General features: G+C 64.3%; 16 protein-coding genes, 1 pseudogene and 1 riboswitch. Of the genes and pseudogenes, 14 read left to right on the plus strand and 3 right to left on the minus strand.

Annotation, left to right across the window (positions count from 1 at the left end):
• Positions 1-313 precede the first annotated feature (313 nt).
• The 10 genes from DXT74_RS13370 (at position 314) to DXT74_RS13415 (ending at position 17,617) form a co-directional block, all read left to right on the plus strand.
• A complete protein-coding gene (locus DXT74_RS13370; RefSeq protein WP_194426194.1) occupies positions 314-4,639 on the plus strand; it encodes a beta-ketoacyl synthase N-terminal-like domain-containing protein in 4,326 nt (1,441 codons plus the stop codon).
• Positions 4,640-7,732 (plus strand): PfaD family polyunsaturated fatty acid/polyketide biosynthesis protein, encoded by a 3,093-nt coding sequence (locus tag DXT74_RS13375; protein WP_194426195.1) that lies wholly within the window; start codon positions 4,640-4,642, stop codon positions 7,730-7,732.
• On the plus strand, positions 7,729-8,493 hold the full coding sequence (locus DXT74_RS13380; RefSeq protein WP_043641641.1) for an SDR family NAD(P)-dependent oxidoreductase: 765 nt from the start codon (positions 7,729-7,731) through the stop codon (positions 8,491-8,493). Before DXT74_RS13375 ends, DXT74_RS13380 begins: the two co-directional genes overlap by 4 nt.
• Positions 8,494-8,743: 250 nt before the next feature.
• Positions 8,744-10,000, plus strand: coding sequence for a thioester reductase domain-containing protein (locus DXT74_RS13385; RefSeq protein ID WP_043641643.1), 1,257 nt, complete (start codon positions 8,744-8,746; stop codon positions 9,998-10,000).
• A gap of 1 nt (position 10,001) precedes the next feature.
• Positions 10,002-10,874, plus strand: a complete 873-nt coding sequence (locus DXT74_RS13390) for a hypothetical protein (RefSeq protein WP_114153598.1) — start codon at positions 10,002-10,004, stop codon at positions 10,872-10,874.
• A complete protein-coding gene (locus tag DXT74_RS13395) occupies positions 10,856-11,635 on the plus strand; it encodes an amidohydrolase (protein ID WP_194426196.1) in 780 nt (259 codons plus the stop codon). Before DXT74_RS13390 ends, DXT74_RS13395 begins: the two co-directional genes overlap by 19 nt.
• Positions 11,636-11,729: 94 nt before the next feature.
• On the plus strand, positions 11,730-12,677 hold the full coding sequence (locus DXT74_RS13400; RefSeq protein ID WP_043641647.1) for an ABC transporter ATP-binding protein: 948 nt from the start codon (positions 11,730-11,732) through the stop codon (positions 12,675-12,677).
• Positions 12,670-13,779 carry an ABC transporter permease gene (locus DXT74_RS13405; protein ID WP_081554634.1) on the plus strand — a complete coding sequence of 370 codons (1,110 nt, stop codon included), beginning with the start codon at positions 12,670-12,672 and terminating at the stop codon, positions 13,777-13,779. Before DXT74_RS13400 ends, DXT74_RS13405 begins: the two co-directional genes overlap by 8 nt.
• Before the next feature lie 395 nt (positions 13,780-14,174).
• The gene (locus tag DXT74_RS13410) at positions 14,175-16,340 is read left to right on the plus strand and encodes a penicillin acylase family protein (protein ID WP_194426197.1); all 2,166 of its coding nucleotides are present in this window, start codon (positions 14,175-14,177) and stop codon (positions 16,338-16,340) included.
• A 95-nt stretch (positions 16,341-16,435) separates the two neighbouring features.
• A riboswitch (yybP-ykoY riboswitch) is annotated at positions 16,436-16,580 on the plus strand.
• Between the two features lie 56 nt (positions 16,581-16,636).
• On the plus strand, positions 16,637-17,617 hold the full coding sequence (locus DXT74_RS13415) for a sodium:calcium antiporter (protein WP_194426198.1): 981 nt from the start codon (positions 16,637-16,639) through the stop codon (positions 17,615-17,617).
• 32 nt (positions 17,618-17,649) lie between these two features.
• Here the strand turns inward: DXT74_RS13415 and DXT74_RS13420 are convergent, their stop codons facing one another.
• On the minus strand, positions 17,650-17,871 hold the full coding sequence (locus tag DXT74_RS13420) for a DUF3761 domain-containing protein (RefSeq protein WP_081554637.1): 222 nt from the start codon (positions 17,869-17,871) through the stop codon (positions 17,650-17,652).
• Positions 17,872-18,106: 235 nt separating this feature from the next.
• Here DXT74_RS13420 and bla point away from each other — a divergent pair, with 235 nt between their 5' ends.
• Positions 18,107-18,994 carry a class A beta-lactamase gene (gene bla / locus DXT74_RS13425; protein WP_081554638.1) on the plus strand — a complete coding sequence of 296 codons (888 nt, stop codon included), beginning with the start codon at positions 18,107-18,109 and terminating at the stop codon, positions 18,992-18,994.
• Positions 18,995-19,216: 222 nt separating this feature from the next.
• Here the strand turns inward: bla and astE are convergent, their stop codons facing one another.
• Positions 19,217-20,215 carry a succinylglutamate desuccinylase gene (gene astE, locus DXT74_RS13430; RefSeq protein ID WP_143330167.1) on the minus strand — a complete coding sequence of 333 codons (999 nt, stop codon included), beginning with the start codon at positions 20,213-20,215 and terminating at the stop codon, positions 19,217-19,219.
• A 654-nt stretch (positions 20,216-20,869) separates the two neighbouring features.
• Here astE and speA point away from each other — a divergent pair.
• Positions 20,870-22,750: an arginine decarboxylase gene (gene speA, locus DXT74_RS13435; protein WP_194426199.1), complete on the plus strand. Its 1,881-nt coding sequence runs from the start codon at positions 20,870-20,872 to the stop codon at positions 22,748-22,750.
• 127 nt (positions 22,751-22,877) lie between these two features.
• On the opposite strand, the pseudogene DXT74_RS13440 reads toward speA, so the two are convergent.
• Positions 22,878-23,162, minus strand: a pseudogene (locus tag DXT74_RS13440) (DDE-type integrase/transposase/recombinase); the annotation flags it as partial.
• Positions 23,163-23,988: 826 nt separating this feature from the next.
• Between DXT74_RS13440 and DXT74_RS13445 the strand changes: the two are divergent.
• Positions 23,989-24,507 carry a fimbrial protein gene (locus DXT74_RS13445; RefSeq protein ID WP_043641656.1) on the plus strand — a complete coding sequence of 173 codons (519 nt, stop codon included), beginning with the start codon at positions 23,989-23,991 and terminating at the stop codon, positions 24,505-24,507.
• A gap of 71 nt (positions 24,508-24,578) precedes the next feature.
• Positions 24,579-25,328, plus strand: coding sequence for a molecular chaperone (locus tag DXT74_RS13450; RefSeq protein WP_043641657.1), 750 nt, complete (start codon positions 24,579-24,581; stop codon positions 25,326-25,328).
• Positions 25,329-25,356 lie beyond the last annotated feature (28 nt).

Genomic DNA, 25,356 nt, shown 5'->3' on the forward strand with positions numbered 1-25,356 from the left:
CCCAAGGTTTGGGAATGTTGGCTCTACTTTCAGGATCTGTTGACGTTTGTTTTTCTGTTGCGTTCGCTCCCAGGCGGATGCAGCGCGCGAAGCCCGCCTCGCCGCAGTGTCATTCACTGCCAGAGGCGGGCGACAAAGCGAGGCGCCGGCTGGGAGCGAACCCAGGGGCTGACCGGGAAAAGAACCCTCTACGGCGTTGTCAGGCTTGGCCTTGGTTCACCAAGGCCGGCGCCCTCCGCCTTGTAGAACGCACTTTTCTCGGTCCGCGCAGCGAGAAAAACAAACGTCAACAGATCCAAGACACGGAAGCTTTATGGAAGAAATTGCCATTATCGGATTAGGCTGCCTGTTTCCAGGCGCCGAAACGCCAGAACAGTACTGGCGCAACCTGCTGGAACGGCGGGATTGCACCTCGGAATTGAGCCGGGAAGAGCTGGGCGTGGACCCGGCGCTGTATCGCCATCCGGTGCCGGGCACCGCGGACAAGATCGCCTACAACAAGAACGGCCATGTGCGCGGCTTCAAGCTGGACGCCGGCCGCTACCGTCTGCCCGCCGCGCAACTGGAGGCGCTGGACCCCTTGTTCCAATGGACGCTCTACGCGGCGGAACAGGCGCTGATCGACGCCGGACAGGGCGCCGCCCACAGCGCCGAGGCGCTGGAGCGCTGCGGCCTGATCATCGGCAATATCGGCATGCCCACGCACGCCGGCAAGAAACTGCTCAACGGCTTCTATCAAGGCATCCTGGAGCCCTACGTCCAGGAGCTGCTGCAACGCGACGATTTCCATTTCCGCCAGCCCTGGCAGGCGGAAGGCTTGTCCGATCTCAATTTGATGACCGGCAGCCACAACGCCACGCTGGCGGCCCAGGCGCTGGGCCTGGCCGGCCCCAGCTTCGCGCTGGACGCGGCCTGCGCCTCGGCGCTGTACGCCATCCGCGTGGCCAGCTATTACCTGCAAAGCGGCAAGGCCGATCTGATGCTGGCCGGCGCGGTTTGCCACGCCGACCACATCTACATCGATCATGGCTTCAATGTGCTGCAGGCCTTCCCGGCGGACGGCCAATCGGTGCCGTTCGACCGCAACTCCCAGGGCCTGAAGGCGGGCGAGGGCGCCAGCGTGATCGCGCTCAAGCGCTACGCCGACGCGGTGCGCGACAAGGACCGCATCTACGGCGTGATCGAATCCATAGGCCTGTCCAACGACGGCGGCGCCAAGCACATTCTGGTGCCGGACCTCAACGGCCAGTTGCTGTCCCTGAAACGCGCCTACGACGGCGTGGACAAGAACATCGATTATCTGGAATGCCACGCCACCGGCACCCCGGTGGGCGACCAGGTGGAGCTGGGTTCGGTGGAGACCTTCTTCGCCGATCAGGCGCAGCGGCCGTTGATCGGCGCCAACAAGGGCAATATCGGGCATATGCTGACCGCCTCCGGCATGGCCAGCATTCTCAAGGTGCTGCTGGCGATGCGCAGCGGCGTGATTCCGCCGACGCTGAACGTGGAAGACATGGTCAGCACCCCGGGCGGCCAGCTGGACATCCGCCACGTGGTGCGCGATACCACGCCGTGGCCGCAACGCGGCCAGGCCAAGCGCGCCGGCATCAACGCCTTCGGCTTCGGCGGCGTCAACGGCCACATGGTGCTGCGCGAACACCGCGCCGACGCGCCGGCGGCCGCCTGGCCGCGGCTGCCGGCCGAGCAACAAAGCCTGGCCATTGTCGGCGTGGGCGTGGCCCTGGCCGACACCGAAACCCCGGACGCCTTGCTGCGGACGGTGGCCGAGGGCCGCAGCCACTTCCGTCCGCTGCCGCGCACCCGCTGGCTGGGTCTGGAGGGGCGCGCCGACGTGCTGGGCGCGCGCGGCTACCGTCAGGCCCCGGCGGGCGCCTATATCGAGCAGTTCGATTTCGACTGCAAACGCTTCAAGCTGCCGCCCAAGGTGGTGGGCAGCCATCTGCTGTCGCATTTGTTCCTGATGCCCATCGCCGAGCGCGCCTTCTACGACGCCGGCTATCAGCTGGACGGCCGGAAGCGCAATATCGCCGTCATCGTCGCCGGCGACGTGGACTACAGCTGCTCGCGCTACCAGGCGCGCAACGAAATGGCCTGGCAGGTGCGAGACAGCCTGGCGCACAGCGGCATCTCGCTGAGCGAGGCGCAGACCGCGGCGCTGGAAACCATCGTCAAGGACAGCTTGTTCCCGGAGCCGTATCCGGAAGGCATCACCGGCGGCATCGGCAATGTGGTGGCCAGCCGCATCGCCGCCCACCTGAAGCTGGACGGCCCGGCCTTCTCCTTGTGCGCGCATGAAAACGCCGCCTTCAAGGCGATAGAGCTGGCGCAATTCATGTTGTCCGAGCAATTGGTGGACGCGGTGATCGTCGCCGGCGGCAGCTTCGCCGGCGGCCTGGAAAACGTGTTGTGGGCGCCGCGTCGCGGCGCCGGCCATGTCGACGCGCCGGTGGGCGAGGGCGGCGGCGTGGTGGTGCTCAAGCGCGAGCAGGCGGCGCTGGACGCCAAGGACCGCGTCTACGCGGTAATGCGCGGCCTGGCCATCGGCCACGCCTGCGGCGACAGTACCGAATTCCAACCCGTGGCGGACGCGGTGGCGCGCTCGGCGGCGGCGGCCTTGCGCCAAGCCGGCGCGGATCCGGCGTCGGTGGGGTATCTGGAGCTGAGCGGCGGCGCGCTGGCCAGCGACAACCAGGTGGAGATCGACGGCCTGTCCCGGGTGTACCGCGACAGCGGCGCCGCCGCCGGTTCGGTGGCCGCCAACTACGGCCAGCTGGCCTCGGCCCAAGGCATCGTCAGCGTGATCAAGGCCGCGCTCTGCCTGTATAGCCGGCAACTGCCCGGCGCGGCGGCGTTGGCCGCCTATCCGGAGGACGCGCTGCGCGCCGTGTTCCGCGCCGGAGAAACCGGCGCGGCCTGGCCGGCGCCGGCCGGCGGCCTGAGGCTGGCGGCGGTCAACAGCCTGGGCCTGGACCGAGGCTACGCCCACATGATTCTGCAGGAGCCCGGCGAGGCCAATCGCCGGGAAGCCCGGACGCCGACGCCGCCGCAGACGGGCGGTCCGGCCCTGGTCGCCACCGTGCACACCGGCCGCGAACACACCATCGCCGAGATGATAGTCAATGACGCCAACCGCGCGCTGTTCGGCAACGTCACGCCCTGGCGGCGTCCGCAGCCGGCGGCGCAACAGGCGCAGCCGCTGCCCGCCGCCGCCGTGTCGGCGGACAGCGAGGCGCCGGTCTTGCAACGTCAACAGAGCCGGCAGGCGCAAACCCAGCTCAGCTATCTGCAGGCGGAACAGCGATTCTACCAGCGCATCGCGCAACTGCTGGGCGCCGGCGTGCCGGCCGGCCGGCCCCGCGCGTCCAAGCCCAAGGCGGCGCCGCCGCGTCCACGCCCCTTGTTCGACGAAGCCCAGTTGGTGGAATTGACCGACGGCTCCATCGCCAAGGTGCTGGGCCCGGATTACGCCGAGGCCGACAGTTATCCGATCCGCACCCGCATGCCGTCGCCGCCGTATATGTTCGCCTCGCGCATCACCGCGCTGTCGGCGCAGCCGGGCAAGCTGGAGCCGTGCTTCATTGAGTGGGAGTACGACCTGCATCCCGACGCCTGGTACGTGTCCGACGGACTGGTGCCGGCCTTCGTGTCGCTGGAAGCCTCGCACGCGATGATTGTGGCCTTCACCTATATCGGCTGCGACCAGCTGTTCAAGGGCCAGCTGCGCTACCGGGCGGTGGATAGTCAGACCACGGTCTACGGTCCCTTGCCCAAGGCCGGCGAAGTGCTGCGCGGCCGCGTCAACATCAAGTCCTTCCTCAAGGTGGGCAAGAACGTGCTGATCGCCTACGAGTACCTGTGCTACGTCGGCGATAGGCTGAGTTTCAAGCTGGAGGCTAATTCCGGCTTCTTCCTGCCCAAGGACATCGAAAAGTCCAAGGGGGTCAACACCGCGCCCTATCTGACGGCCAAACAGCCGGCGGAGCCGTTCCAGCCGCCGCTGCGCTGCGGGCGCGATGCCTTCGACAACAGCCATATCGAAGCCCTGCAGCGCGGCGATTTCGTCGCCTGCTTCGGAGACGCCGCCTATGCCGCGCCGCGCGCGCCGCGTTTGTACGCGCCGGCGGCCAAGATGCTGGACCGAGTGGTGTCGATCTCCGCTTCCGGCGGCGCTTTCGGCCTGGGCGAAGCGGTGGCCGAGCGCGATATCGACCCCAGCCACTGGGTGTTCCGCGCCCACTTCAAGAACGACCCGGTGATGCCCGGCACCTTCCTGGTGGAAGGCTGCGAACAGCTGGTCAAGTTCTACCTGTGCTACCTGGGGCTGTACTCCTTGCCGGGACTGGTGCCGCACGCGCTCAGCCCGCACAGCTACAGCGCCAAGTTCCGCGGCGAAGTGAAGTGTGAGGCGGACGCCCTGCGTTACCGGCTCACCTGCAAATCCATTCACTGCGACTACCAGGCCGACGGCCAACTGGAGCGGATGGCGCTGGTCTTCGTCGCCGAGATCATTTACCGCGGCAACGTCATCGGCATTTGCGACAACCTAGGCGCCGGCTTCAGCCGCGCGCCGGCAGCGGCGGGCGCATCCGCGCCGGCCCTGACAGCGATAGAGGCATGAATGAACCAAGACAAGCTTTGCGTGGCGCCGCGCTTTGCGGCCCCGGTGTACAAATGGCAGGGCCATGCCGGCAAATTCCAGCAGACGCCGGAACAGGCCCAGGCCCAGCTGCTGGATCTGGCGCGGCCGCTGCACGTGCTGCGCCAGCAGGACGCTGTGTTGCTGGAACCCGCCGGCGGTCTGGCCGGCAACGGCCAGGTGGATTGCCTGGGCATGGTGCCGGCGATGTTGCCGGAGTACTTCGGCGATCCGTCCTTCCTGCATGACTACGGCGTGCGCTTCGCCTACTACGCCGGCGCCATGGCCGGGGGCATCAACTCCGAGGACATGGTGATCGCGCTGGGGTCGCGCCGCATTCTCAGCGCCTTCGGCGCCGGCGGCCTGACGCTGGAGCGCATCGGCAGCGCCATCCGCCGCATCAAGCAGGCGCTGCCCAACGGCCCGTACGCCATCAACCTGCTGCACAACCCCAGCCAGCCGGACTGGGAGATGAACTGCGTCAAGCTCTTCATCGAGCAGGACGTCAAAGTGGTGGAGGCTTCGGCCTACGTCAACCTGTCCGCCGCCATCGTCTACTACCGGGTCAAGGGCCTGGAAGCCGGCGACAAGGGCGCGGTGATCCGCCGCAACCGCGTGATCGCCAAGGTGTCGCGCCGCGAAGTGGCGCAGCACTTCCTCAGCCCGGCGCCGGAAAAAATCGTGCGCAAGCTGCTGGCCGACGGCCTGATCAGCGAGCGCCAGGCGGAGCTGGCCAAGAAAGTGCCGATGGCCGACGACATCACCGTGGAGGCGGATTCCGGCGGCCACACCGACAACGGCCTGCTCAGCTGCATCTTCCGCTCCATCGCGGAACTGCGCGACGAAATCTGCGCCGGCCAAGACTACCCGTTCACGGTGCGCGTCGGCGCCGCCGGCGGCATCGGCAGCCCGCACGCCACGCTGGCGGCGTTCTCGCTGGGCGCGGCCTACGTGGTCACCGGCTCCATCAACCAGGCTTGCGTGGAAGCCGGCACCTCGGACCCGGTCAAGCAATTGCTGGGCAAGGCCAAGATCGCGGACATGGCGATGGCGCCGTCGGCCGACATGTTCGAACTGGGCGCCAAGGTGCAGGTGCTCAAGGGCGGCAGCATGTACGCGGTGCGCGCGCAGAAGCTGCACGGCTTATACAAGCAGTACCCCGGCCTGGAGCACATCCCGGCCGCCGAAGTGGCCAGCCTGGAACAACAAGTGTTCCGCCAGCCGCTGGCCCAGGTGTGGGCCGACACCGAGGCTTTCTTCGCCGGCCGCGGCAATCAGGCGCTGATAGACGCCGCCAACGCCAATCCCAAGAAAAAGATGGCGCTGCTGTTCCAGTGGTATCTGGGCCAATCCTCGCGCTGGGCGATCTCCGGCGTGGCCGAGCGCGCGGTCGATTACCAGATCTGGTGCGGCGCGGCGATGGGCGCGGCCAACGAGTGGCTGCAGGGCAGCGAACTGGCGCCGGTGGCCAAGCGCAAGGTGGCCGACATCGCGGTGGAGCTGATGGCCGGCGCGGCGTATCTGAGCCGCGTGGCGGCCTTGCGTCAGCTAGGCGTTTTGACGCCGCCGCGGCTGGACCGTTACCGCCCGCTCAGCGCCCGCATGGCGGCGCTGGACGAAGACGACATCGGACCCGAACCCGAATTGAACGACATCCCTTCATCAACCGTAGCACCAACCGCAGCATCACAGGGCAAGCAAGAGGAGAGCAGGAATATGGAAGGCAATACCAAGCTGTCGCTGATCAAGTCCAAGGATTTTTACAAGCAATGCTGGGAGCTGCTGCCGGGCGGCACCCATTACAACTTCGGCGACCCGGAACGGCCGCTGGTGGTGCCGTTCAACCGCGGCCGCAATTCCCGGGTATGGGACCTGGACGGCAACGAGCACCTGGACCTGTTCTGCAAATTCGGCGCGCTTTTCGTCGGCCACCACAACGAGGCCTATAACGAAGCGCTGATCCGCTACATGCAGAAAGTGACCTCGGTGGACACTTGCGACCTGGAGGTCGAAGTCTGCGAACTGATGGTCAAGCACATCCCTTGCGCCGAGATGATCCGCTTCTGCCTGAGCGGCACCGAGGCGGTGCAGAACGCGCTGCGCCTGGCGCGCGGCTTTACCGGCAAGCAGCGTTTCATCCGCTTCCACGGCCACTACCACGGCAACGCCGACAACATCATGGGCGGCCGCAAGCGCCAGGACCTGAGCTTCCCGGTGCCGGAAACCTTCAAGGGCGACCTGCTGGACACCCTGGGCCGCGCCGACGGCGCGCTGGAAGACCAGTCCTTCATGCTGCCGTGGAACGATATTCAGGTGCTGGAAGCCACCATCGAGCGTTACCACAATGAAATCGCCGCAGTGTTGATGGAGCCGATCTGCGTCAACGGCGGCGGCATCTTCCCGCGCGAAGGCTATCTGGAGCGCGCCAAGGAAATCTGCGAGAAGTACAACATCGTGCTGATCTTCGACGAGATCATCACCGGCGTGCGTCTGGGCCTGTCGGGCGCCCAGGGCATCCTCGGCGTCACCCCGCACTTGTCCACCTTCGGCAAGGCGCTGGGCGGCGGTTCGATGCCGATCTCCGCCATCGCCGGCCGTCGCGACATCATGGATCTTTACACCCGCGGCAAAGTGATTCACGCCGGCACCTTCAACGGCTACCCGTTGGGCCTGGCCGCGATCAAGAGCACTTTCGAACTGATCGAACAAGACCCGGGCTGCTACGAGCGGATGGGCCGCTTCACCGAGCAGATCTCCGACACCTTCATCAAGGCCGCCCACGCCAACGATCTGCCGCTGGTGGTGCAGGGCATGCCCACCGCGCTGGTTTACCACTCGCAGGACACCATGGTGGACCGCTCCGAGGGCTATAGCGACAAGGTCAAGTTCTGCGACATCATCATCCGCGAAATCTCCAAGCGCTACGGCATCCAGTTCTCGCCGCTGTCGCGGATCTACTCCAACTTGCTGATGAATCAGGACGACGTGCGCTTCTTCGAGGAACGCATCTTCGACGCCATGGCCAACGCCCGCAAAGTGATCGACATCGCCTTCAAGGAAGGAGAGGTGGCGTGACCCGGCAAGTCGCCGTCGTCACCGGCGCGGCAGGCGGCTTCGGCAGCGCCATCGTCAAGTCGCTGCTGGAAGTGGGCTACGCGGTAGCCGCCACGGATGTGGACGCGGCGGGGCTGGAGCAGCTGGGCCGGGAGCTGGGCTGCCCGGACAGCCTGCGCGGCTTCGTCATGGATGTGACGGATTCCGCCAGCGTGGACGCGGCCAGCGCCGCCATCGTCGAACGCATGGGGGCCAACATCACGGTGCTGGTCAACAACGCCGGCGTCATCGGCCGCGGCTACTGCACGGCGGAGAAGAGCGGCGAGCTGGCGCGACGGGTGTTCGACGTCAACCTCAACGGCGCTTTCAACGCCACCGCGGTGTTTTCCCGCCACATGGCGCGGCTGAAATACGGCCGCATCATCAACATCGCCTCGGTGGCCGGCATCTGGGGCGCGGCCGGCGGGTCGGCGTACGCGGCATCCAAGGCCGGCCTGATCAAGGCGTCGGAGTCTTGGGCGCGGGAGCTGGGGCCGCTGAACATCTGCGTCACCGCGATCGCGCCGGGCATCTGCAAGACCAAGATGCTGGGTCAGTTCGTCGACCGTCAGATGGTGGAGCACTCCGACGAGACCATCGTCAAGTCCATCGTGCCGGTGGGGCGCTGGGGGCTGCCGGAGGACATCGCCGAAGTGGTCACCTTCCTGGCCACCTGCAAGACCAACTATCTGAACGCCACCGTTATTCCCCTGGATGGAGGCATGAGGGTAGGCACCCTGTAAGAACCTGTCCAAGGCTTGCCCCGCTTCGCCGATACGGCGTTGAAACCGGTTTCGCCTTGTATCGCTCTAGCTCGCGAGACTTGGATCAGGTTCTACAACATCGCGAGACGCAGAACCGGGGGCCGGCTATGCCGGGCCCCGGCTGGAATCAACCAAAGGGGACCTCGAAAAGCCGTAGCGAGCACGGAGCAACGCAGCTTTCGGGCCACGCGGTAGGTTTTTCGAGGTCCCCCAAATCAGAGGTGAAGTCATGGATTACCGAGCCAAGACCAGCGTCAAGAACATCGTGCTGACCGGCCCCACCGGCGTGCTGGGGGGCCGTTTGCTGCAGGAAATACTGGCCACCACCGACGCCAACGTCTATTGCGTGGTGCGGGCCGAGAACAAGGACGCCGCGCGCGCCCGCATCGAAGACGTGCTGTATTGCTACGATGAAGGCCGCAAGCTGTCCACCGAGGCCTGGCGCATCATCCCGGTGCTGGGCGACATCAGCCAGCCCATGCTGGGCCTGGACGCCAGCGCCTACCGCGACCTGGCCCACCTGGCGGACCTGGTGCTGCATTGCGCCGCCAACGTCAGCCTGGTGGCCTCCTACAACAAGATCGCCCCGGTCAACGTGGGCGGCACCGCCAACCTGATCGAACTGTGCCTGGCCGGCAAGGCTCCGCTGGTGTTCACCTCCAGCTTCAGCATGGTGGGCGACAAGCTGTATCAGCCGGACTTCGTGCTGCGCGAAACTGATCTGGACGTGGGCCAGGGCTTCGTCAACATGGATTACGAGCGCTCCAAGTTCACCGCCGAGCGCATGGTGCACGAAGCCGGCGAGCGGGGCCTGAACTGGGTCATCGTGCGTCCGGGCAATATCTGGGGCGATAGCCGGACCGGCTGCTACCCGCTGAAGCAGACCAAGGTCAAGGGCATCTACTACGAGATGCTCAAATCGCTGGTGGAAACCGGGCTCACCTTCGCCTCCGACGAAGCCTTCGATATCTCGCCGGTGGACTACGTGGCCCAGGCCACGCTGTTCGCGGCGATGAATCTGCAATCCAGCAATCGCCGCACCTACAACCTGACCAATCCGCGCCCGATCAGCTACGACGGCATCGTCGCCCGCCTGCGTGGCTACGGCTACATCCTGCGCGACGTGCCGTCCAAGGAGTATTTCGAAGCGCTGCAGGAAGGCCGCATACACCGCGGCGGCGCCGGCTACCGTTCCACCTTCACCGATCTGATGGCCATCTTCTACGACGGCAGCGATTGCAAGGAACACGCCAAGTACGACACCAGCGAGATCCAGGAACTGCTGGCCAATACCGACATCCGCTGCCCGGACTCGGACCAGGCACTGTTCGGGCGCTATCTGGACTACGCGTGCAAGGTGGGCTTCCTCAACGCCCCGTCGGCGCAAACCCCGCTGGCGGAAATCAAGCGTCACACCAGCATGGCCGGCGGCTATATGGAGAGCCTGTACGACGCCGACCTGAGCGACGCGGCGGCGGTGCGCTGAGATGCTGGCCGACGAGGACGCGCTGATTGAAGCGCCGGGGGAGCTCGAAAAACCGTCGCGAGCGGTTCGAGAGCAAGACGCGCCGCGCGCAGCGACCGAGATAGTACAAGGAGTACAGCGAGGGAGCCTGTGGCTGAACGAGGCTGTCGCCTCGCACGCCAACGGAGCAACGCAGCTATCGGACCGCGCAGCAGGTTTTTCGAGGTCCCCACCGGTCGCGGAACTGCTGCTGGACTACCAGGTGCTGAGCAACGGCGAGCCGATAGGCCGGTTGCGCACCGAGCGCCGCCGCGGCTGGCTGGACGATCTGCCGGTGCTGCAGGTCAGCAACCGCATGGACCTGCGCTGCAGCGGCCTGTGGTTCGACTACTCGCTGCAATCGGACGAGAGCATGGACTTCGGCGCCGACGGCCTGTGCCGTTACGCCGGCGTCTCCGACGAGGACGGCGACAAGACCGTGATCAAGGGCCGGCTGCGTCAGGGCGTGCTGACCCTGCGCCTGCACGACGGTCAGCTGGAAGTGCGCCGCTTCAAGCTGGGCGATTTCGACGCCAGCAGCGAAGACGCCGCCGAGCGCTTTCTCGTCGGCGGTGAGTCCGAGGCCACGCTGCGGGTGCTGGATTTGGAGCACTTCGACATCGACGAAGTCCGCTATCAGCGGCTGCCGGACGAAACGCTGGACCTGCTGGGCCAGCCGCGGCGGACGAGGGTGGTGGCCTATCAATCCAAACGGCGCAAGATCAGCGGCACCGGCTGGTATCTGTCCGACGACGGCGGCGAAGTGCTGGTGCGCCAAAGCAGCCGCGAACGCGGCGACCACAACGAAGTGATATTGACCCATTGGGAAAGCAAACCATGCCAAATCAAGACTTAGCCGTCACCCTGGTGCAAAGCGACATCGCTTGGGAGTCGGTGGATCAGAACCTGCAGCGGATGGAGCGCCACCTGAGCGCGGTGAACGACAGCCAGTTGATCGTGCTGCCGGAAATGTTCACCACCGGCTTTAGCATGCGGCCGGAAAAGATAGCCGAAACCATGGACGGCAAGGCGGTGCAATGGCTGCGCGACACCGCGCGCGCCAAACGCGCCGACCTGGTGGGCAGCGTGGCGATACAAGACCAGGGCCGCTACTACAACCGCCTGTTGTGGGCCAAGGCAGACGGCAGCCTGTTCAGCTACGACAAGAAGCATCTGTTCAGCTTCGCCGGCGAGCACGAGCACTACACCCCCGGCGACGCGCCGCTGATCGTCAAGGTGGACGGCTGGTCCGTGGCCGCCTTCGTCTGCTACGACCTGCGTTTCCCGGTCTGGTCGCGCAACAACAAGAGCCAATACGACCTGGCGCTCTACATCGCCAGCTGGCCGGAACGCCGGGCCAGGCACTGGCAAACGCTGCTGCCGGCGCGGGCGATAGAAAACCAGGCCTTCGTCATCGGTGTCAACCGCGTGGGCGTGGACGGCAACGACATCCGCTACAGCGGCGACTCCATGCTGATAGACCCGCTGGGCGACACCCTCTACCACGGCCGCCAGCTGGAAAGCGTGTATCAGGCCAAGCTGTCGCGCGCGCAGTTGGACGATGTGCGCGCTCAGTTTCCTTTCCTGAAGGATGCGGACCGTTATCAACTCGTTTGACAGGGCGGCGGCAGTGAAAAGAGGCGGATAAGCCCTGCGGCTGCGCGGGGTTTTCCGCTGCTTAGGTTCTCCTTCGGCTCCTACGGAAAGTGAAATGCACCAAGCCACAACAAGAGAAAAAGTCATCGAATTCCAATCGGTGACCAAGCGCTTCAACGACTACACCGCGGTCAACGACGTGTCGCTGGACATCTACCGCGGCGAATTCGTCGCCCTGCTGGGCCCCAACGGCGCCGGCAAGACCACGTTGGTGGAAATGCTGGAGGGGCTGAAGCAACCGGAGGCCGGCTCCATCCGCATCCTGGGCCGCAGCTGGCAGCAGGACGAAAGCTATCTGCGCCACCGGCTGGCCGGGGTGCTGCAGGAATCCTTGTTCATCAACAAGCTGCGGGTGGACGAAACCGTCAACCTGTTCGCCAGCTTCTACGGCCGGCCGCGCAGCCGCGCCTACGAGGTGCTGGAACTGGTGGAGCTGATCCCCAAGCGCAAGGTCATGGTGGAAGGGTTGTCCGGCGGCCAGCGTCAGCGGCTAGCCCTGGCCATCTCCATTCTCAATCAGCCGGAAATCCTGATCCTGGACGAACCCACCACCGGCCTGGACCCGCAAGTGCGGCGCGGCACCTGGGATATCCTGCGCAAGCTCAACAAGGAGCTGGGCTCCACCATGTTGCTGACCACCCACTACATGGAAGAAGCCGAATACCTGTGCGACCGCATCTGCATCATGCATCAGGGCCGCATCCTGACCCAGGGCACGCTGGACGAGCTGCTGGCGGCGCACGAGCCGGGCGAAGTGGTGGAATACCGGGTGAAGAGCGGCGCCGGCGGCGCCGAACCCAAGCACAAGGACAACATCATCAGCTACAGCTACGACCAGGCATCCGCCAAGGCGCGGCTGCTGGTGCGCAACGGCTCCGCCTTCCTGTTCCGCCTGTCCGAGTTCATCCGCGAACAACAAATCGACATCGACGAAATCATCGTGCGCAAAAAAACGCTGGATGATTTATTCCTGTCACTGGCCGGCCGAGGTTTCCATGAATAACGCCTTGCTCAATCTGATCATCACCCAATTCCGCCAATACCTGCGCGAGCCGCAAATCCTGTTCTGGTCCTTTGGCTTCCCGCTGCTGCTGGTGTGGTTGCTGGGCGTGTCCTTCTCCGGCGGCGAAATCAAGGAACGGACCATAGGCGTGGTGCTGCCGGCCAATGTGCAAGAACAGGCCGCGGTGCGCGCCTGGATCAGCAAGGTGGAAGCCCGCAACCAGCCGCTGTCCAGCGTCATCAACGCCGACGAGATCAAGCGCGGCCACCTGATCCGCATGAAATACCGCTTCCAGTACTACCCGGACCGGGAATCGGTGCTGCGCGGCCTCAAGCGCGGCGACGTGCAAGTGTTCATGGAACCCAGCGCCGACAGCGGCAAACGCATCTACTACCTGGACCCGCAGAACAACGAGGCGCTGCTGACTTACTTCTTCCTCGGCGACGACCCGGACGCGCTAAGCCAGGCGGTGGACAAGAATATGTCGGTGCTGGACAGCCCCGGCCTGCGCTATATCGACTTCCTGGTGCCCGGCCTGGTGGCGATGGCGGTGATGGAAACCTGCCTGATCGCCGTCGGCTGGTCGCTGATCGAAAAGCGCGCCACCCGCGTTACCCGGCAGATGCGCATCACCCCGATGCGCAAGACCGATTTCCTGCTGGCCCATGTGCTGGCCTGCCTGGTGTTCAGCCTGCTGGAGACCCTGGTGCTGTATCTGTTCGCCAGCAGTTATTTCGACGTGCACGCCCAGGGCGGGGCGCTGCCCTTCATCGTGCTGCTGCTGGCCGGCAATGTCTGCTTCGCCGGCATCGCCATCCTGGCCGCCTCGCGCGCCACCAAGGCGCAGACCGCCAACGGCCTGCTGGAGATGACCATTCTGTTCCTGGTGATCTTTTCCGGCATCTTCTTCAGCTACAAGCACTTCCCGGACTGGATGGTGTCGGTGATCGAGGTGCTGCCGCTGACGATACTGGCCGACGGCATGCGCATGATTTTCGTCGAGGGGGCCGGGGTGCTTGAAATCGCGCGCTCGGCGGTGGTGCTCACGCTGATCGGTATCGCCGGCTTCGTCAGCGGCGCGCGGGTGTTTCGCTGGTACTAGGGGCATGAGGCATCCGCTGCGCGGATGATGGTTTTGATTGCCGGGGCTGCCCGGCGAGCAGGGAGAGGATATTTGCTTGGCCAAATATCCTCTCCACTCCTAAAGGCCACCCTGCAAGCCTGGCCTGCGGCTTCCCGCCGGGGCCCGTCAGACCCGAGGCGCGGCTGAACTCGCGATTTGCTAACGTCAAATCGCTCAGACAAAGCAGCCGCTTAAGACCTCGGGCCTGGCACCCGTCGGCAGTCTTGAAGGGACCTGGGGCGCGTCGGATTCGTGTTTGTCTTCGCACCCAACAAGCGACTAAGGGCGCATCACTTGAGTCACTCGCCAGGCTGCAGGAGCAGGGGAGCCGCTGTGGCTGCAGCGCCATGAACGCATTGAAAGGAGGAAGGGTAGTGAAACGCTTGATCCTCGCCCTATTGGGCATCGCCATGCTGTCCTTGCTGACGGCCTGCGAACTGGACGACGACGGCAAGCCGCGCGGCAGCCAGGTGCTGTGGGACCGCAGCGGCGTGCCGCACATCTACGCCGCTCGCGCCGACAGCCTGGCCTACGCCTTCGGCCGCGCCCAGATGCAGGCGCATCCGGAGTTGCTGCTGAGGCTGTACGCCCAGGGCCGCGGTCGCGGAGCTGAGTACTACGGCGCGGTGTTCGAGGCCGGCGAACCCTTTCCCAGCAATATGGCGGAAGTAGACCGCCTAGTGCGCGCCATGGGTTTCCCCGAGCGCTCCAAACAATGGCTGCAACAGCAAAGCCCGCGCATGCGCGCCTACCTGGACGCCTTCGTCGCCGGCGTCAACGACCAGGCCGCGGCCAGCGGCGGCCTGAGCCCGGCGGCGCGCGCGGTGTTGCCGGTGCGCAGCGAAGATGTGCTGGCCCACACCCTGCGCATCTTCTTCAGCTATCTGAGCGGCGCCACCGCCACCGGCGCGGCCAATTGCTCACTGATCTACCCGGACGCGGTGGCCACGCCCGTCAATCTGATCGGCGGCTCCAACGGCTGGGCGCTGGGGCCGGCCAAGAGCCGTTCCGGCAACGCCATGCTGCTGGCCAACCCGCATTTGCTGTGGGGCGGCAGCCACACCTGGTTCGAAGCCCAGTTCAAGAGCCCGGAATACGATATCTACGGCGCCACCCTGGTGGGCCTGCCGGTGATGCGCATCGGCTTCAACCAGCGGCTGGGCTGGGTGCATACCGTCAACACCCAGGACGGCTGCGACCTCTATCAACTCAAGCTCAGCGGCCGGCAATACCTGCTGGACGGCGTGGCGCGCGATTTCGAAACCAAGCGCGAAACCCTGTATATCCGCCAGCCGGACGGCAGCCTGCAAGCCGAGCAACTGACCTTGCGCCGCGCCGAGCAGGGCCCGGTGTTCGACAAGGACGGCCAGAGCTACGCGCTGCGCATCGTCGGCGTCGACCAGCTGCAGACCCCGGGCGTGCTGGAACAATGGTGGGACATGGCGCAGGCGCCTGACTTCCTGGCCTTTCGCAAGGTGGTGGCGCGGCTGCAAAATCCTTACCACAACATTATCTACGCCGACGCCCAGCGCAATATCTGGGCGGCCTTCGGCGGCCTGACCCCGCGCCGAGCCGGCGGCGACGCCGCCTACTGGGCGCAGCCGGTGGACGGCAGCCGCAGCGATCTGATTTGGCGCCAGGCGCTGCGCCTGGACGAATTGCCGCAGGCGACGAATCCGGCCAGCGGATGGGTGCAAAACTCCAACAGCGCGCCCTGGTATATGAGCAAGCCGGCGCTGGACCCGGCCGCCTACGCCGCTTATCTGTCGCCGCGGATCTCGCCCTTGCTGCGCGAACAGCGCGGCATCGAGCTGATCGAACAGACTCCAAGCTTCACGCTGGATACGCTGCTGAGCGCCAAACACGACACCCGGCTGCTGCTGGCGGACCGGGTGCTGGACGATTTGATCGGCTATGCGCGCGCTTCCGGCGACGCCGGCCTGATTGCCGCGGCGCAGGTGCTGGCCCAATGGGATCGGCGCAGCGACGCCGCCAGCAAGGGCGCGGTGCTGTTCGCCGCCTGGGTGGCGGCCTCCGGCGGCGAAGACGCCTTGCCTTACCGGCAGAAGGCGGACCCTGCGCAGCCCTACAGCACGCCGGCCGGCCTGCGCGACGCCGGTTTCGCGCTGAGCAAGCTGGGCACGGCGGCCCAGGGGTTGCAACAAGCCGGCGTGCCGCTGGACGTCGCCTTTGGCGAGGTGTACCGGCTGCGGCGCGGCCCCGCCGGCGGCGCGGCGCGGCTGGACCAGCCGGCCAGCGGCGGCGCCGAGGGCCTGGGGGCTTTCCGCACCTTCAGCTATATCGGCGATAGCGACGGCCGCCAGCGCGCCATCTTCGGCGACACGTTCACCGCGCTGGTGGAGTTTGGCCGGCCGCTGCGCGCCAAGGTGATCAACACCTACGGCAACAGCAGCCAGCCGCAATCGCCTTACTACGGCGACCAGTTGCCGCTGGCGGCGCAAAACGGCATGCGCGACGCCTTGCTCAAGCGCGAGCAGGTGGAGGCGGCGCTGGCCAAGCGCGAGTGGTTCCGCCGCTAGTCGGCCGGCAAACAGGCCGGAGGCGGGCAAGCGCCTCCGGCTCCGCATGACGAGAGACTAGGTTTGCGCCATTGAGTCCGGGCTGGCACAATGGCGCCGTTGTCATTGGGGAGTAGCCATCTTCGGCCCCGCCGAAGAGGCCGCGTCAACAAACTTGAGGAGCTTTCCTCATGGCGCGGTCAGCGGCCGGCATTGCCGGCGCCGCCAAGCGAGACCTTTGGCCACGATGCGTTTGCCGCCGGGCAAGCCGCGTCGTTGCGCCATTGTCCATTCGCTTGCCCGGCCCAAGACCATCCATGCTGTTGACCCTGTTGTTTCTGCTCGGCCTAGCCGTCCTGATCTATCTATCCTGTCAATACTTCGTCAACGCCATCGAATGGTGCGGACGCCACTTGAACCTGGGCGCCAGCGCCGTAGGCACCGTGCTCGCCGCTTTCGGCACCGCCTTGCCGGAGAGCGCGGTGACTTTGACCGCAATGGCCTTTGGCGACACGCCGCAACATAAGGACATCGGCGTCGGCGCGGCCTTGGGCGGGCCGCTGGTGCTGGCCACGCTGGCTTACGCGGTGGTGGGCTTTGCCCTGTGGCGCAACCGCAGCCGGCTGGGACGCGGCGATTATTTGCTGCGCGTCGATCATCGTCGGCTGGCCGGCGACCAGTTGGCCTTCCTGTTCGTCTTCGCCCTGAAGGTGGCGCTGGGCTTGGTGGCCTTCGCCGTCAAGCCCTGGCTGGGCGTGTTGTTTCTGGCCGCTTACGCCGCCTATGTCTGGCGCGAGATCCGCAGCGCGGACACCGCGCCGGAAGAGGAGGAGCTGGAAGCCTTGAAGCTGCGCGCCGGAGGCGGCCTGGGCTGGGCGGCGACGCAGGCCTTGTTGGCCCTGACGGTGATCGCGGTAGCGGCGCACGGCTTTGTCGCGCAGCTGGAAGCGCTGGCCGGCCATTGGGGCGTGGCGCCGCATTTGGTGGCCTTGCTGCTGAGTCCGGTGGCCACCGAGCTGCCGGAAATCATGAATGCCTTGATCTGGCTGCGTCAGGGCAAGGAGCGTTTGGCCTTGGCCAATATTTCCGGCGCCATGATGATTCAGGCGACGATTCCCAGCGCTTTCGGCCTGTTCTTTACCCCGTGGATGTTCGATAGCGTCTTGCTGTGGTCCGGCCTGGCCACGATGGCCGCGATTGCAGGGCTGTGGCTGTTGTTCCGCCGCGGCTGCGTGGACGGCCGCTGGCTGCTGGGCGCGGGCGCGGTGTATCTGGTGTTTGCCGGCTGTTTGGTGTGAGCCGGGTTGAGCGCTTGCTCAACGCCGTATCGTCAAAGCGCGCAGGCGCCAGCCGGCGCTTTGGCGGAACGGGGCCGGGCCGGGCTGTGAACCTTTACGCTGTCGGAGTTGGTGTGGCTGGAGTGTTCCAGCCGCCGCTCCTGTGCCGGCGCGCTGGCATGGCGATAGCGGTGCGGGGCTTTGGCTTGAACCGGGGAGGCAGACAGGGTCAGGCTGAGGCCCAGAAAGCCGGCGATGCGCCGCCGGATCGGCATGCGGAACTGAGCTGGATTTTTCCTGTCATTCGATTGTTTAATGATTCATTAAAGCTGCTTGAATCTGTCCATGATGCTTTGACGTGTCGATTCAATGAATTCAAGCCAAAAAATAGATACTACATTTTAGTTCATTGTCATTTTGCGGGTAGGGGCAATGCGCATCGGGGGAACTAAACCGCGATGGCCGGCCGTGTCATCGGCCGCGTCGTCATACCGATCTGGGGATGGAACTATGAATTATTTCGCGCAGCGGCGCGCCTTGCTGGCGGCCTTGGCCGCCTCGCCTTTGATTTTGGGTTGTGCGCGTCCGCCCTTGCGAGTGCCGGGCGATGCGCCGACGGCGCGGCAGCTGGCGGAGCTGGAACGCAATGCGGGCGGCCGCATCGGCGTGTTCGCGCAAGAGGTGGACAGCGGGCGGAGCCTGGCCTATCGCGCCAATGACCGCTTTCCGATGTGCAGCACTTTCAAATTACTGCTGGTGGGGGCCCTGTTGCAGCGCAGCGCGACGCAGCCGGACTTGTTGTATCGCCATGTCAGTTACCGGCGGGAGCAGTTGATCGATTATTCGCCTATCGCCGAACAGTATGTGGAGCAGGGCATGTCGGTGAAAGACCTGTGCGACGCGGCGATGCGCTTCAGCGACAACACCGCCGCCAATTTGTTGCTGGAGGAATTGGGCGGGCCGCAGGAAGTGAACCGTTTCGCCCGCTCGCTGGGCGATGGCCTGACTCGTCTGGATCGGATCGAGCCGGAACTGAACCGCGCCGAGCCGGGCGATCCGCGCGACACCACCACGCCGGCGGCGATGACGGCCAATCTGCATGCCTTGCTGTTTTCCCCGCTATTGCCGGAGCGGCAGCGCGGGCTGTTGAACGACTGGCTGCTGGGCAACACCACCGGCAACCTGCGCATCCGGGCCGGTTTGCCGGCGGAGTGGCGGGTGGGGGACAAGACCGGCAGCGGCGGCCACGGCGCCGCCAACGATGTGGCCGTGGCCTGGCGGCCGGGCAAGTCGCCGTTGTTGCTGTCGGTGTTTTACTGGGGATCGCCGGCGATGATGGATGAGCGCAACGCGGTGATTGCCGCGGTGGCGAGGGTGGCCGCCGCCGAGTTTGCTTGAGCTGCCGCGCGTGGCGGGCAATCCTGCCGGAATGAAAAACGCCGCAACCAAGGTTGCGGCGTTTTTGCGCGCGGATCTACGAGCCTGTTCAAAGTCTCGCGAGCAAGAGCGAGACAAGGCGAAAACGAGCGAAAAAGCGGAATGGTCACGTGGTACATGAGCATTTTGAGCTTGTACTCACCGTGCAAGGCTTCACGAAGCGCCGCAGACTTTGAACAAGCTCTAAGGCAAGCGCGCCGGCTCCACCACGATGCCGGCGCGCAGGCCGGGCTTGACCGTGGGATTGGGAAACAGAATGCGCTCCTCGCCGCCGACGGCCACGTAGCGGTGCTCGCCGTCCTCGGCAATCAGGAAACCATCCGGCAGCGCGGTGAAGTTCTCCACGTCGTCGGCCAGGTGCAGGCGGAAAGCCTCGCTGTGTTTGACAATGTCGTACTTGGCCTGGAACAACGGCAGGTCGCCGTCGCGGTAGCCGGGCAGTTCTTGTTCCGGCTCGGACAGCAGCCGGCGCAGCGCCTGGTCGATGCCGGCGAAGCGGGACAGGTCGTTCTGGCCAAACGGCCGCGCCTTGCCCAGCTCCAGCGTGAAGGCGTCCGCCTGGCAGTGGCGGCTGGTGAAGTAACTGAAGGTGTTGGCCGGCTGGCTGTGCAGCAGCACGGTTTCCACCTGGCAGCTTTTCAGCCAGGCCAGTTGCTCGCGGCTGTGCGGGCGTTCGTGGATATACGGATAGATGGCGAACTTCTCAAACACGGAGCCGCGGATGGCGGTGTGCAGATCGTAATGCCAGCGGCGGCCGCGGGCGGAGGCGAAGAAGCCCGCCGCGGCCTGTTCCAGCCTCGCCGCGCGCGCCGCTTCGCGCGCGTCCGGTTGGCGCGCGTGAGCGCCGTTGAACAGCCGGTTCATGTCGTAATCCAGATAACGCTTGCCCAGCCGCATTGCGTCCAGATTGCCGAAGATCACCAACAGCCGGCAGCGCAGCGTCAGCTTGCCGCCGGCGATATCGGCCAGGATGGCGTTGAGCACCTCTATCGGCGCGGTTTCATTGCCGTGCACGCCGCTGGACAGCAGTAGGGAGTCGTCGGCGGCGTCGACGGGCTCCAGTTCTACGACACCGTAGTCCAGCCAGCGCGCCCGCACGCCTGAGTGGAGCAGCCATTCGGCGGAGGCCGAGGAGGCGGGGTTCATGGTCCAGGACAGAAAATCGTGGTGATGCTCGCGCATGGGCTGGCTCGTGCTTGCGGCTAGTGATGACCGGGGCATTGTAACCAGAGCCGGCGCGGCTGGTGGCGGCGTGTGGCGCAGATTTGAAAAAACATGCCGTGTTTGGCTTAAAAGCCTTGTCTGGCGAGGCTTGGCGAGCCAGATCGCGCTGTGGTTTTTTTTTAGAGGGCGGCTTAGGGGGCTGGGCCACGTTGTTGTTGAATATTTTGGACAAGCCCATTGTCCGAACAACAAGGCCTTCGCCCGGAGAAACGGCCGCTGGCCGGCATGAGGAAAATATAGGGGGCTGTTTTTGCTCAAGCCTTGCCGGACAAGGCTTGCCGGGCTACCCGGCGCGGGCTTGTCGATTAAATTGGACATGTGGATTTTTATACATTTTTTTACTTGTCAAGCAGCGTGATGTTGTTACAATCCGCGCTCGTTTGCAGCTTTGCAAACCTACAATTCAATTGTTTCGCTCCGACATCCCAGGCCCACATAAAAGCTGTTCAGCCCGAAAGCCGCGCACTAAGGAGCGGGGTTATCCATCATAAGGATGCTCCTGCGGCTGGCTCATCGCTTTTTCGGCGGCGGCCTGGGCGCGTCCTTTGGAAATCCCTGTCCACCCACCGCGCGGGGTTCAGGGCTTTCCGTCAGTTCTTGAGGGGAAAACTCATGGCTTGGTCTGTGGCTGATAGCCGGGCGTTGTATGGCATCCGGCATTGGGGAGCGGGGTACTTCGACATGGGCGCCAACGGCAATATCGTTGTGCGTCCGAATGTGCGCCAAAACAAGGAAATCGACCTGCATCGCCTGGTGGGCGAGCTGTCCGGCAAGGGCCTGGACCTGCCGCTCTTGGTGCGGTTTCCCGATATTCTGCAAGACCGCGTCACCCGTTTGTGCGCGGCTTTCGACAAGGCCATAGCCGAACAAGGCTACGGCAATCGTTACACCGCCATCTATCCGATCAAGGTCAACCAGCAAGAAGCGGTGGTGAAGAGCATCATCGCCACGCCGGACGTGTCCATCGGCCTGGAAGCCGGCTCCAAGCCGGAACTGATGGCGGTACTGGCGCTGTCGCCCAAGGGCTGCACCATCGTCTGCAACGGCTACAAGGATCGCGACTACATTCGCCTGGCTCTGATGGGCGAGCGCCTGGGCCATCAAGTATTCATCGTTATCGAGAAAGAGTCGGAAGTCGAGCTGGTGATCGATGAGTCCCGCAAGCTGGGCATCCGTCCCAATATCGGCATGCGCGTGCGCCTGTCCTCGCTGGCTTCCAGCAAATGGGCGGACACCGGCGGCGAGAAGGGCAAGTTCGGCCTGTCCGCCGGCCAGCTGATTTCCGCCGCGGACAAGCTGACCGCCGCCGGCCTGGCCGATTGCGTGCGCCTGATGCACTTCCACATGGGGTCGCAGATCGCCCATATCGGCGATTACCGCAGCGGCTTCGGGGAGGCCATCCGCTACTTCGCGGAACTGCGCGCACTGGGCCTGCCCATTGATCACGTGGACGTGGGTGGTGGCCTGGGTGTGGATTACGACGGCACCCATTCCCGCAACGACAGCTCGATCAACTACGACATGGACGAGTACGCGCATGTGATTGTGTCCATGTTGTCCGAATTCTGCGGCGAGAACGGCATTCCGCATCCGCGCATCCTGTCCGAATCCGGCCGCGCGATGACCGCTCACCACGCGGTGCTGATCATGAACGTGACCGATGTGGAGCGCCTGCCGGACGAAGTGCCGCAGGTGGCCGACCTGGCCGCCTTGTCGCAGCCGGTGCGCAAGCTGTTTGAGCTGCTTCAGCTCAACGACGACGATCTGGTCACTGAAATTTACTACCGCGCCAGCCACTATGCGTCGGAAGTGACCGACCTTTACGCCTCCGGCCGCCTGTCGTTGAAGGAAAAAGCGCTGGCGGAAGACGTGCACGCCGCCTTGTGCCGCCGCTTGCACCGCCAGCTGCAAGCCAGCCAGCGTTCGCAGCGTCAGGTGTACGACGAACTGACCGACCGCCTTGCCGACAAGTACTTCTGCAACTTCTCGGTGTTCCAGAGCCTGCCGGACACCTGGGCCATCGATCAGATTCTGCCGATCACCCCGCTGCACCGTCTGAACGAGCAGCCCACCCGCCGCGCGGTGCTGCAGGACCTGACCTGCGACTCCGACGGCAAGCTCAAGCAGTACGTGGACCAGCAGAGCATTGAATCCAGCCTGTCCGTGCACGAGGTGAAGCAGGGCGACGAGTATCTGATCGCCGTGTTCTTGGTGGGCGCTTATCAGGAAATCCTGGGCGATATGCACAATCTGTTCGGCGACACCGACTCGGTCAACGTCTATGTGCGCGACGGCGGCGAGCTGGAGTTCTCCGGCGTGGAAGAGCATGACACCATCGAAGACATGCTGCGTTATGTGCACCTGTCGCCGGAAGACATCCTCAACCGTTACGAAGCCAAATCGCGCGCGGCGGACCTTAGCAGCGAAGAGCGCAGTCTGTTCTTCGCGGAGTTCTGCCGGGGTCTGAAGCAGTCGTCCTACTTGTCGGTCTGATTTGACGCTCAAGAGCACGCGCCTGTAAGACTTCATGATTTGGTAATAGTTATGCCTCGGCTTCGGTCGGGGCATTTCTATTTGGGCTGACGCGACAGGCGCTGGGCCAGGGGACTTAATACGCCTAATTGTCGCGGCAGTTCCCGCGCTGGCTCATGCCAGGCGCCCAATGGTGCGCTTTCAGGAAGTCCTGCCAGTCATCACCACTGAACCGACTCTCCTGGTCGGAATGCACCAGCGCGTTCTGCTTTGGCTGGCGTGGCCATACCGCCATCAACAAGGCATCCAGCACCAACTCTCCATCGATGCGTGATGGCATCAACCAGCCAATGGCCTGCCGCCAGAGCCGGTCCAGCACCACGGCCAGGTCTAGCCAGCCCTCATGCGTTCGGGGGTATGTGATGTCAGTCACCCGGGCTTTATCGGCGCATCCTGCGTCTCCAGTTGCTTATCCCACTACCAAAACCGAATTCCTGCTGGAGGCGTTCCCAAGGCACGCCTGTGGTGAGAACAAGCAGGATGTCGTTGAGCGTTCAACATCATCCTGTCGGGTCGCCCGCCTCGGCGGCGGAGGCGGCTGTAATCACTTCCGGAATTTCTGACTGACAATTTTCCGTTTTATCTCCGCTAGATGCGGGCATGTGCACCCAGTGCCAACAGGCTTTGTTCGCGGGTTTCAAGGTTTGAGGCGAGGGAGCAGGGGGCGGCGTGCGGGGAGGATGACGCCGGTTATCCGGTGGAGGAAGCCGTTCATTGCCAAGGGGCGGGATTCATCACAGGAACTTAATAGCGTGGGCGCTCGGCCGTGTTTTTATCGCGATTTGGCCTGTTTTGGGACGGTTTATCGTTCCAGTGAGCACGATGTGACGAATATGCCACAGTAAGCGGGACGGTGATTACAGTGACGCGCGTCTTGTCTGGTGAGGCCGGGCGTTGGCGCGGTTTTCATTTGTAATAATTTTAAACTAATTGTGATTTGTGTTGTTTCGTATGTTTATTTATATTGCTCGTCATGCATTTGGTTGTACTTGTGAAATCTGATTAAAGCATTTGTTTTCAATGTGAGAGAACGGAAGCAGAAGATCAGATGGAGCCGATGCTTTCCCGCCTTGGGCGGGAAAGCTAGATAGCGGGTTTTCGCCGCGCTGGCGCGACGAAGCTATGGGAGCGTCTTTCCACTTGGAAGGACGCGCATTCGGACGCGATAAGCGCCCGGCAATCGCAATGGAGCATGAGCAATGAAGAAGCTTGTTACCGTACTGGCCGCCGGCCTGAGTTTTTACGCCGCGGGCGCGTTGGCTGCCGACGGCACCATCACCATCAATGGCAACATTGTCGCCAATACCTGCACGATCAACAGTACCGGGGGGGCCAGCTTTACCGTCACCCTGCCCACCGTCGGCGTATCTTCGCTGGCGACTGCTGGTCAAACCGCGGGCTCTACCCCGTTCAGCATCAATCTGAGCAATTGCCCCGCCACACTGAAAAACGCAGTGACCCACTTCGAAATCGGGCCGACGGTGGATGCCGCTACCGGCAACCTGAAGAACGCCGGCGCGGCCACCAATGTGGAAGTGCAGCTGCTCAACAACACCCTGCAGGCGATCAACCTGGCCAACAACACCAACTCGCAGATAGTGCCGATCAGTTCCGGCACAGCGACGCTGAACTACTACGCGCAGTACATCGCCACCGGCGGCGCGGCCGGCGCAGGCGCGGTGAATACCAGCGTGCAGTACTCGATGACTTATCAGTAAGCGACGTGGGCAGTCGTTGCCAGCCGCGCTGCGCGCGGCTGGCGTTTCAAGTCAGAAAATAGGCAGAAGTCATGACAGCATTCGTAGTCCGCGGCGTTGCGATCTGGGCCGCCCTTACTTTCTTCACCAGCGCGGTCGCCAACGCTGGCGTGGTGATTTCCGGTACCCGGGTGGTGTACAACGCCGCTGACCGCGAAGTGACCGTCAAAATCAACAACCCCGGCAAAGCGCCTTCGCTGGTGGAGGTGTGGGCCGATGCGGGCAACGAGAAGTCGACGCCGGATACCGCGGATGCGCCGTTTCTGATCATGCCGCCGATTTTCCGGGTTGATCCTGCCAAGGGGCAGACCCTGCGAATCACCTTCACAGGCGCCGATCTGCCTCAAGACCGCGAATCGGTGTTCTGGCTGAACGTGCTGGATATTCCGCCTTTGCCCAAGAGCGCCGAGGAGCAGCGCAACTTCATGCAGGTTGCCTTCCGCTCGCGGATCAAGTTGTTTTACCGCCCCAAGGGCCTGCCCGGTAGCGCCGACGACGCGGCCGACAAGCTGAGCTGGTCGCTGCAGGCCGAGCCCAACGGCAAGGGCTATCTGTTGCGCGCCACCAATGCGGAGGCCTACAACGTGTCGCTGAATCGCGCGGTGCTGACGGCAAACGCCCGTTCCTACGAGACCGACAGCGGCATGGTGCCGCCCGGCGGCAGCAAGGATTTCCCCCTGAAGGACTTGAAGTCAAAGCTTGGGGGCAAGTTGCAGTTCAGTTACGAGAGCATCAACGATTTTGGCGCGGCAGTGATGCACGACGCCGCTCTGGCCCCCTGACCATTCGGGCGGCCGCCTGTTGTCCGGT

The organism is Chromobacterium sp. Rain0013 (assembly GCF_015291765.1).
In the GTDB taxonomy this organism is placed as follows: domain Bacteria; phylum Pseudomonadota; class Gammaproteobacteria; order Burkholderiales; family Chromobacteriaceae; genus Chromobacterium; species Chromobacterium haemolyticum.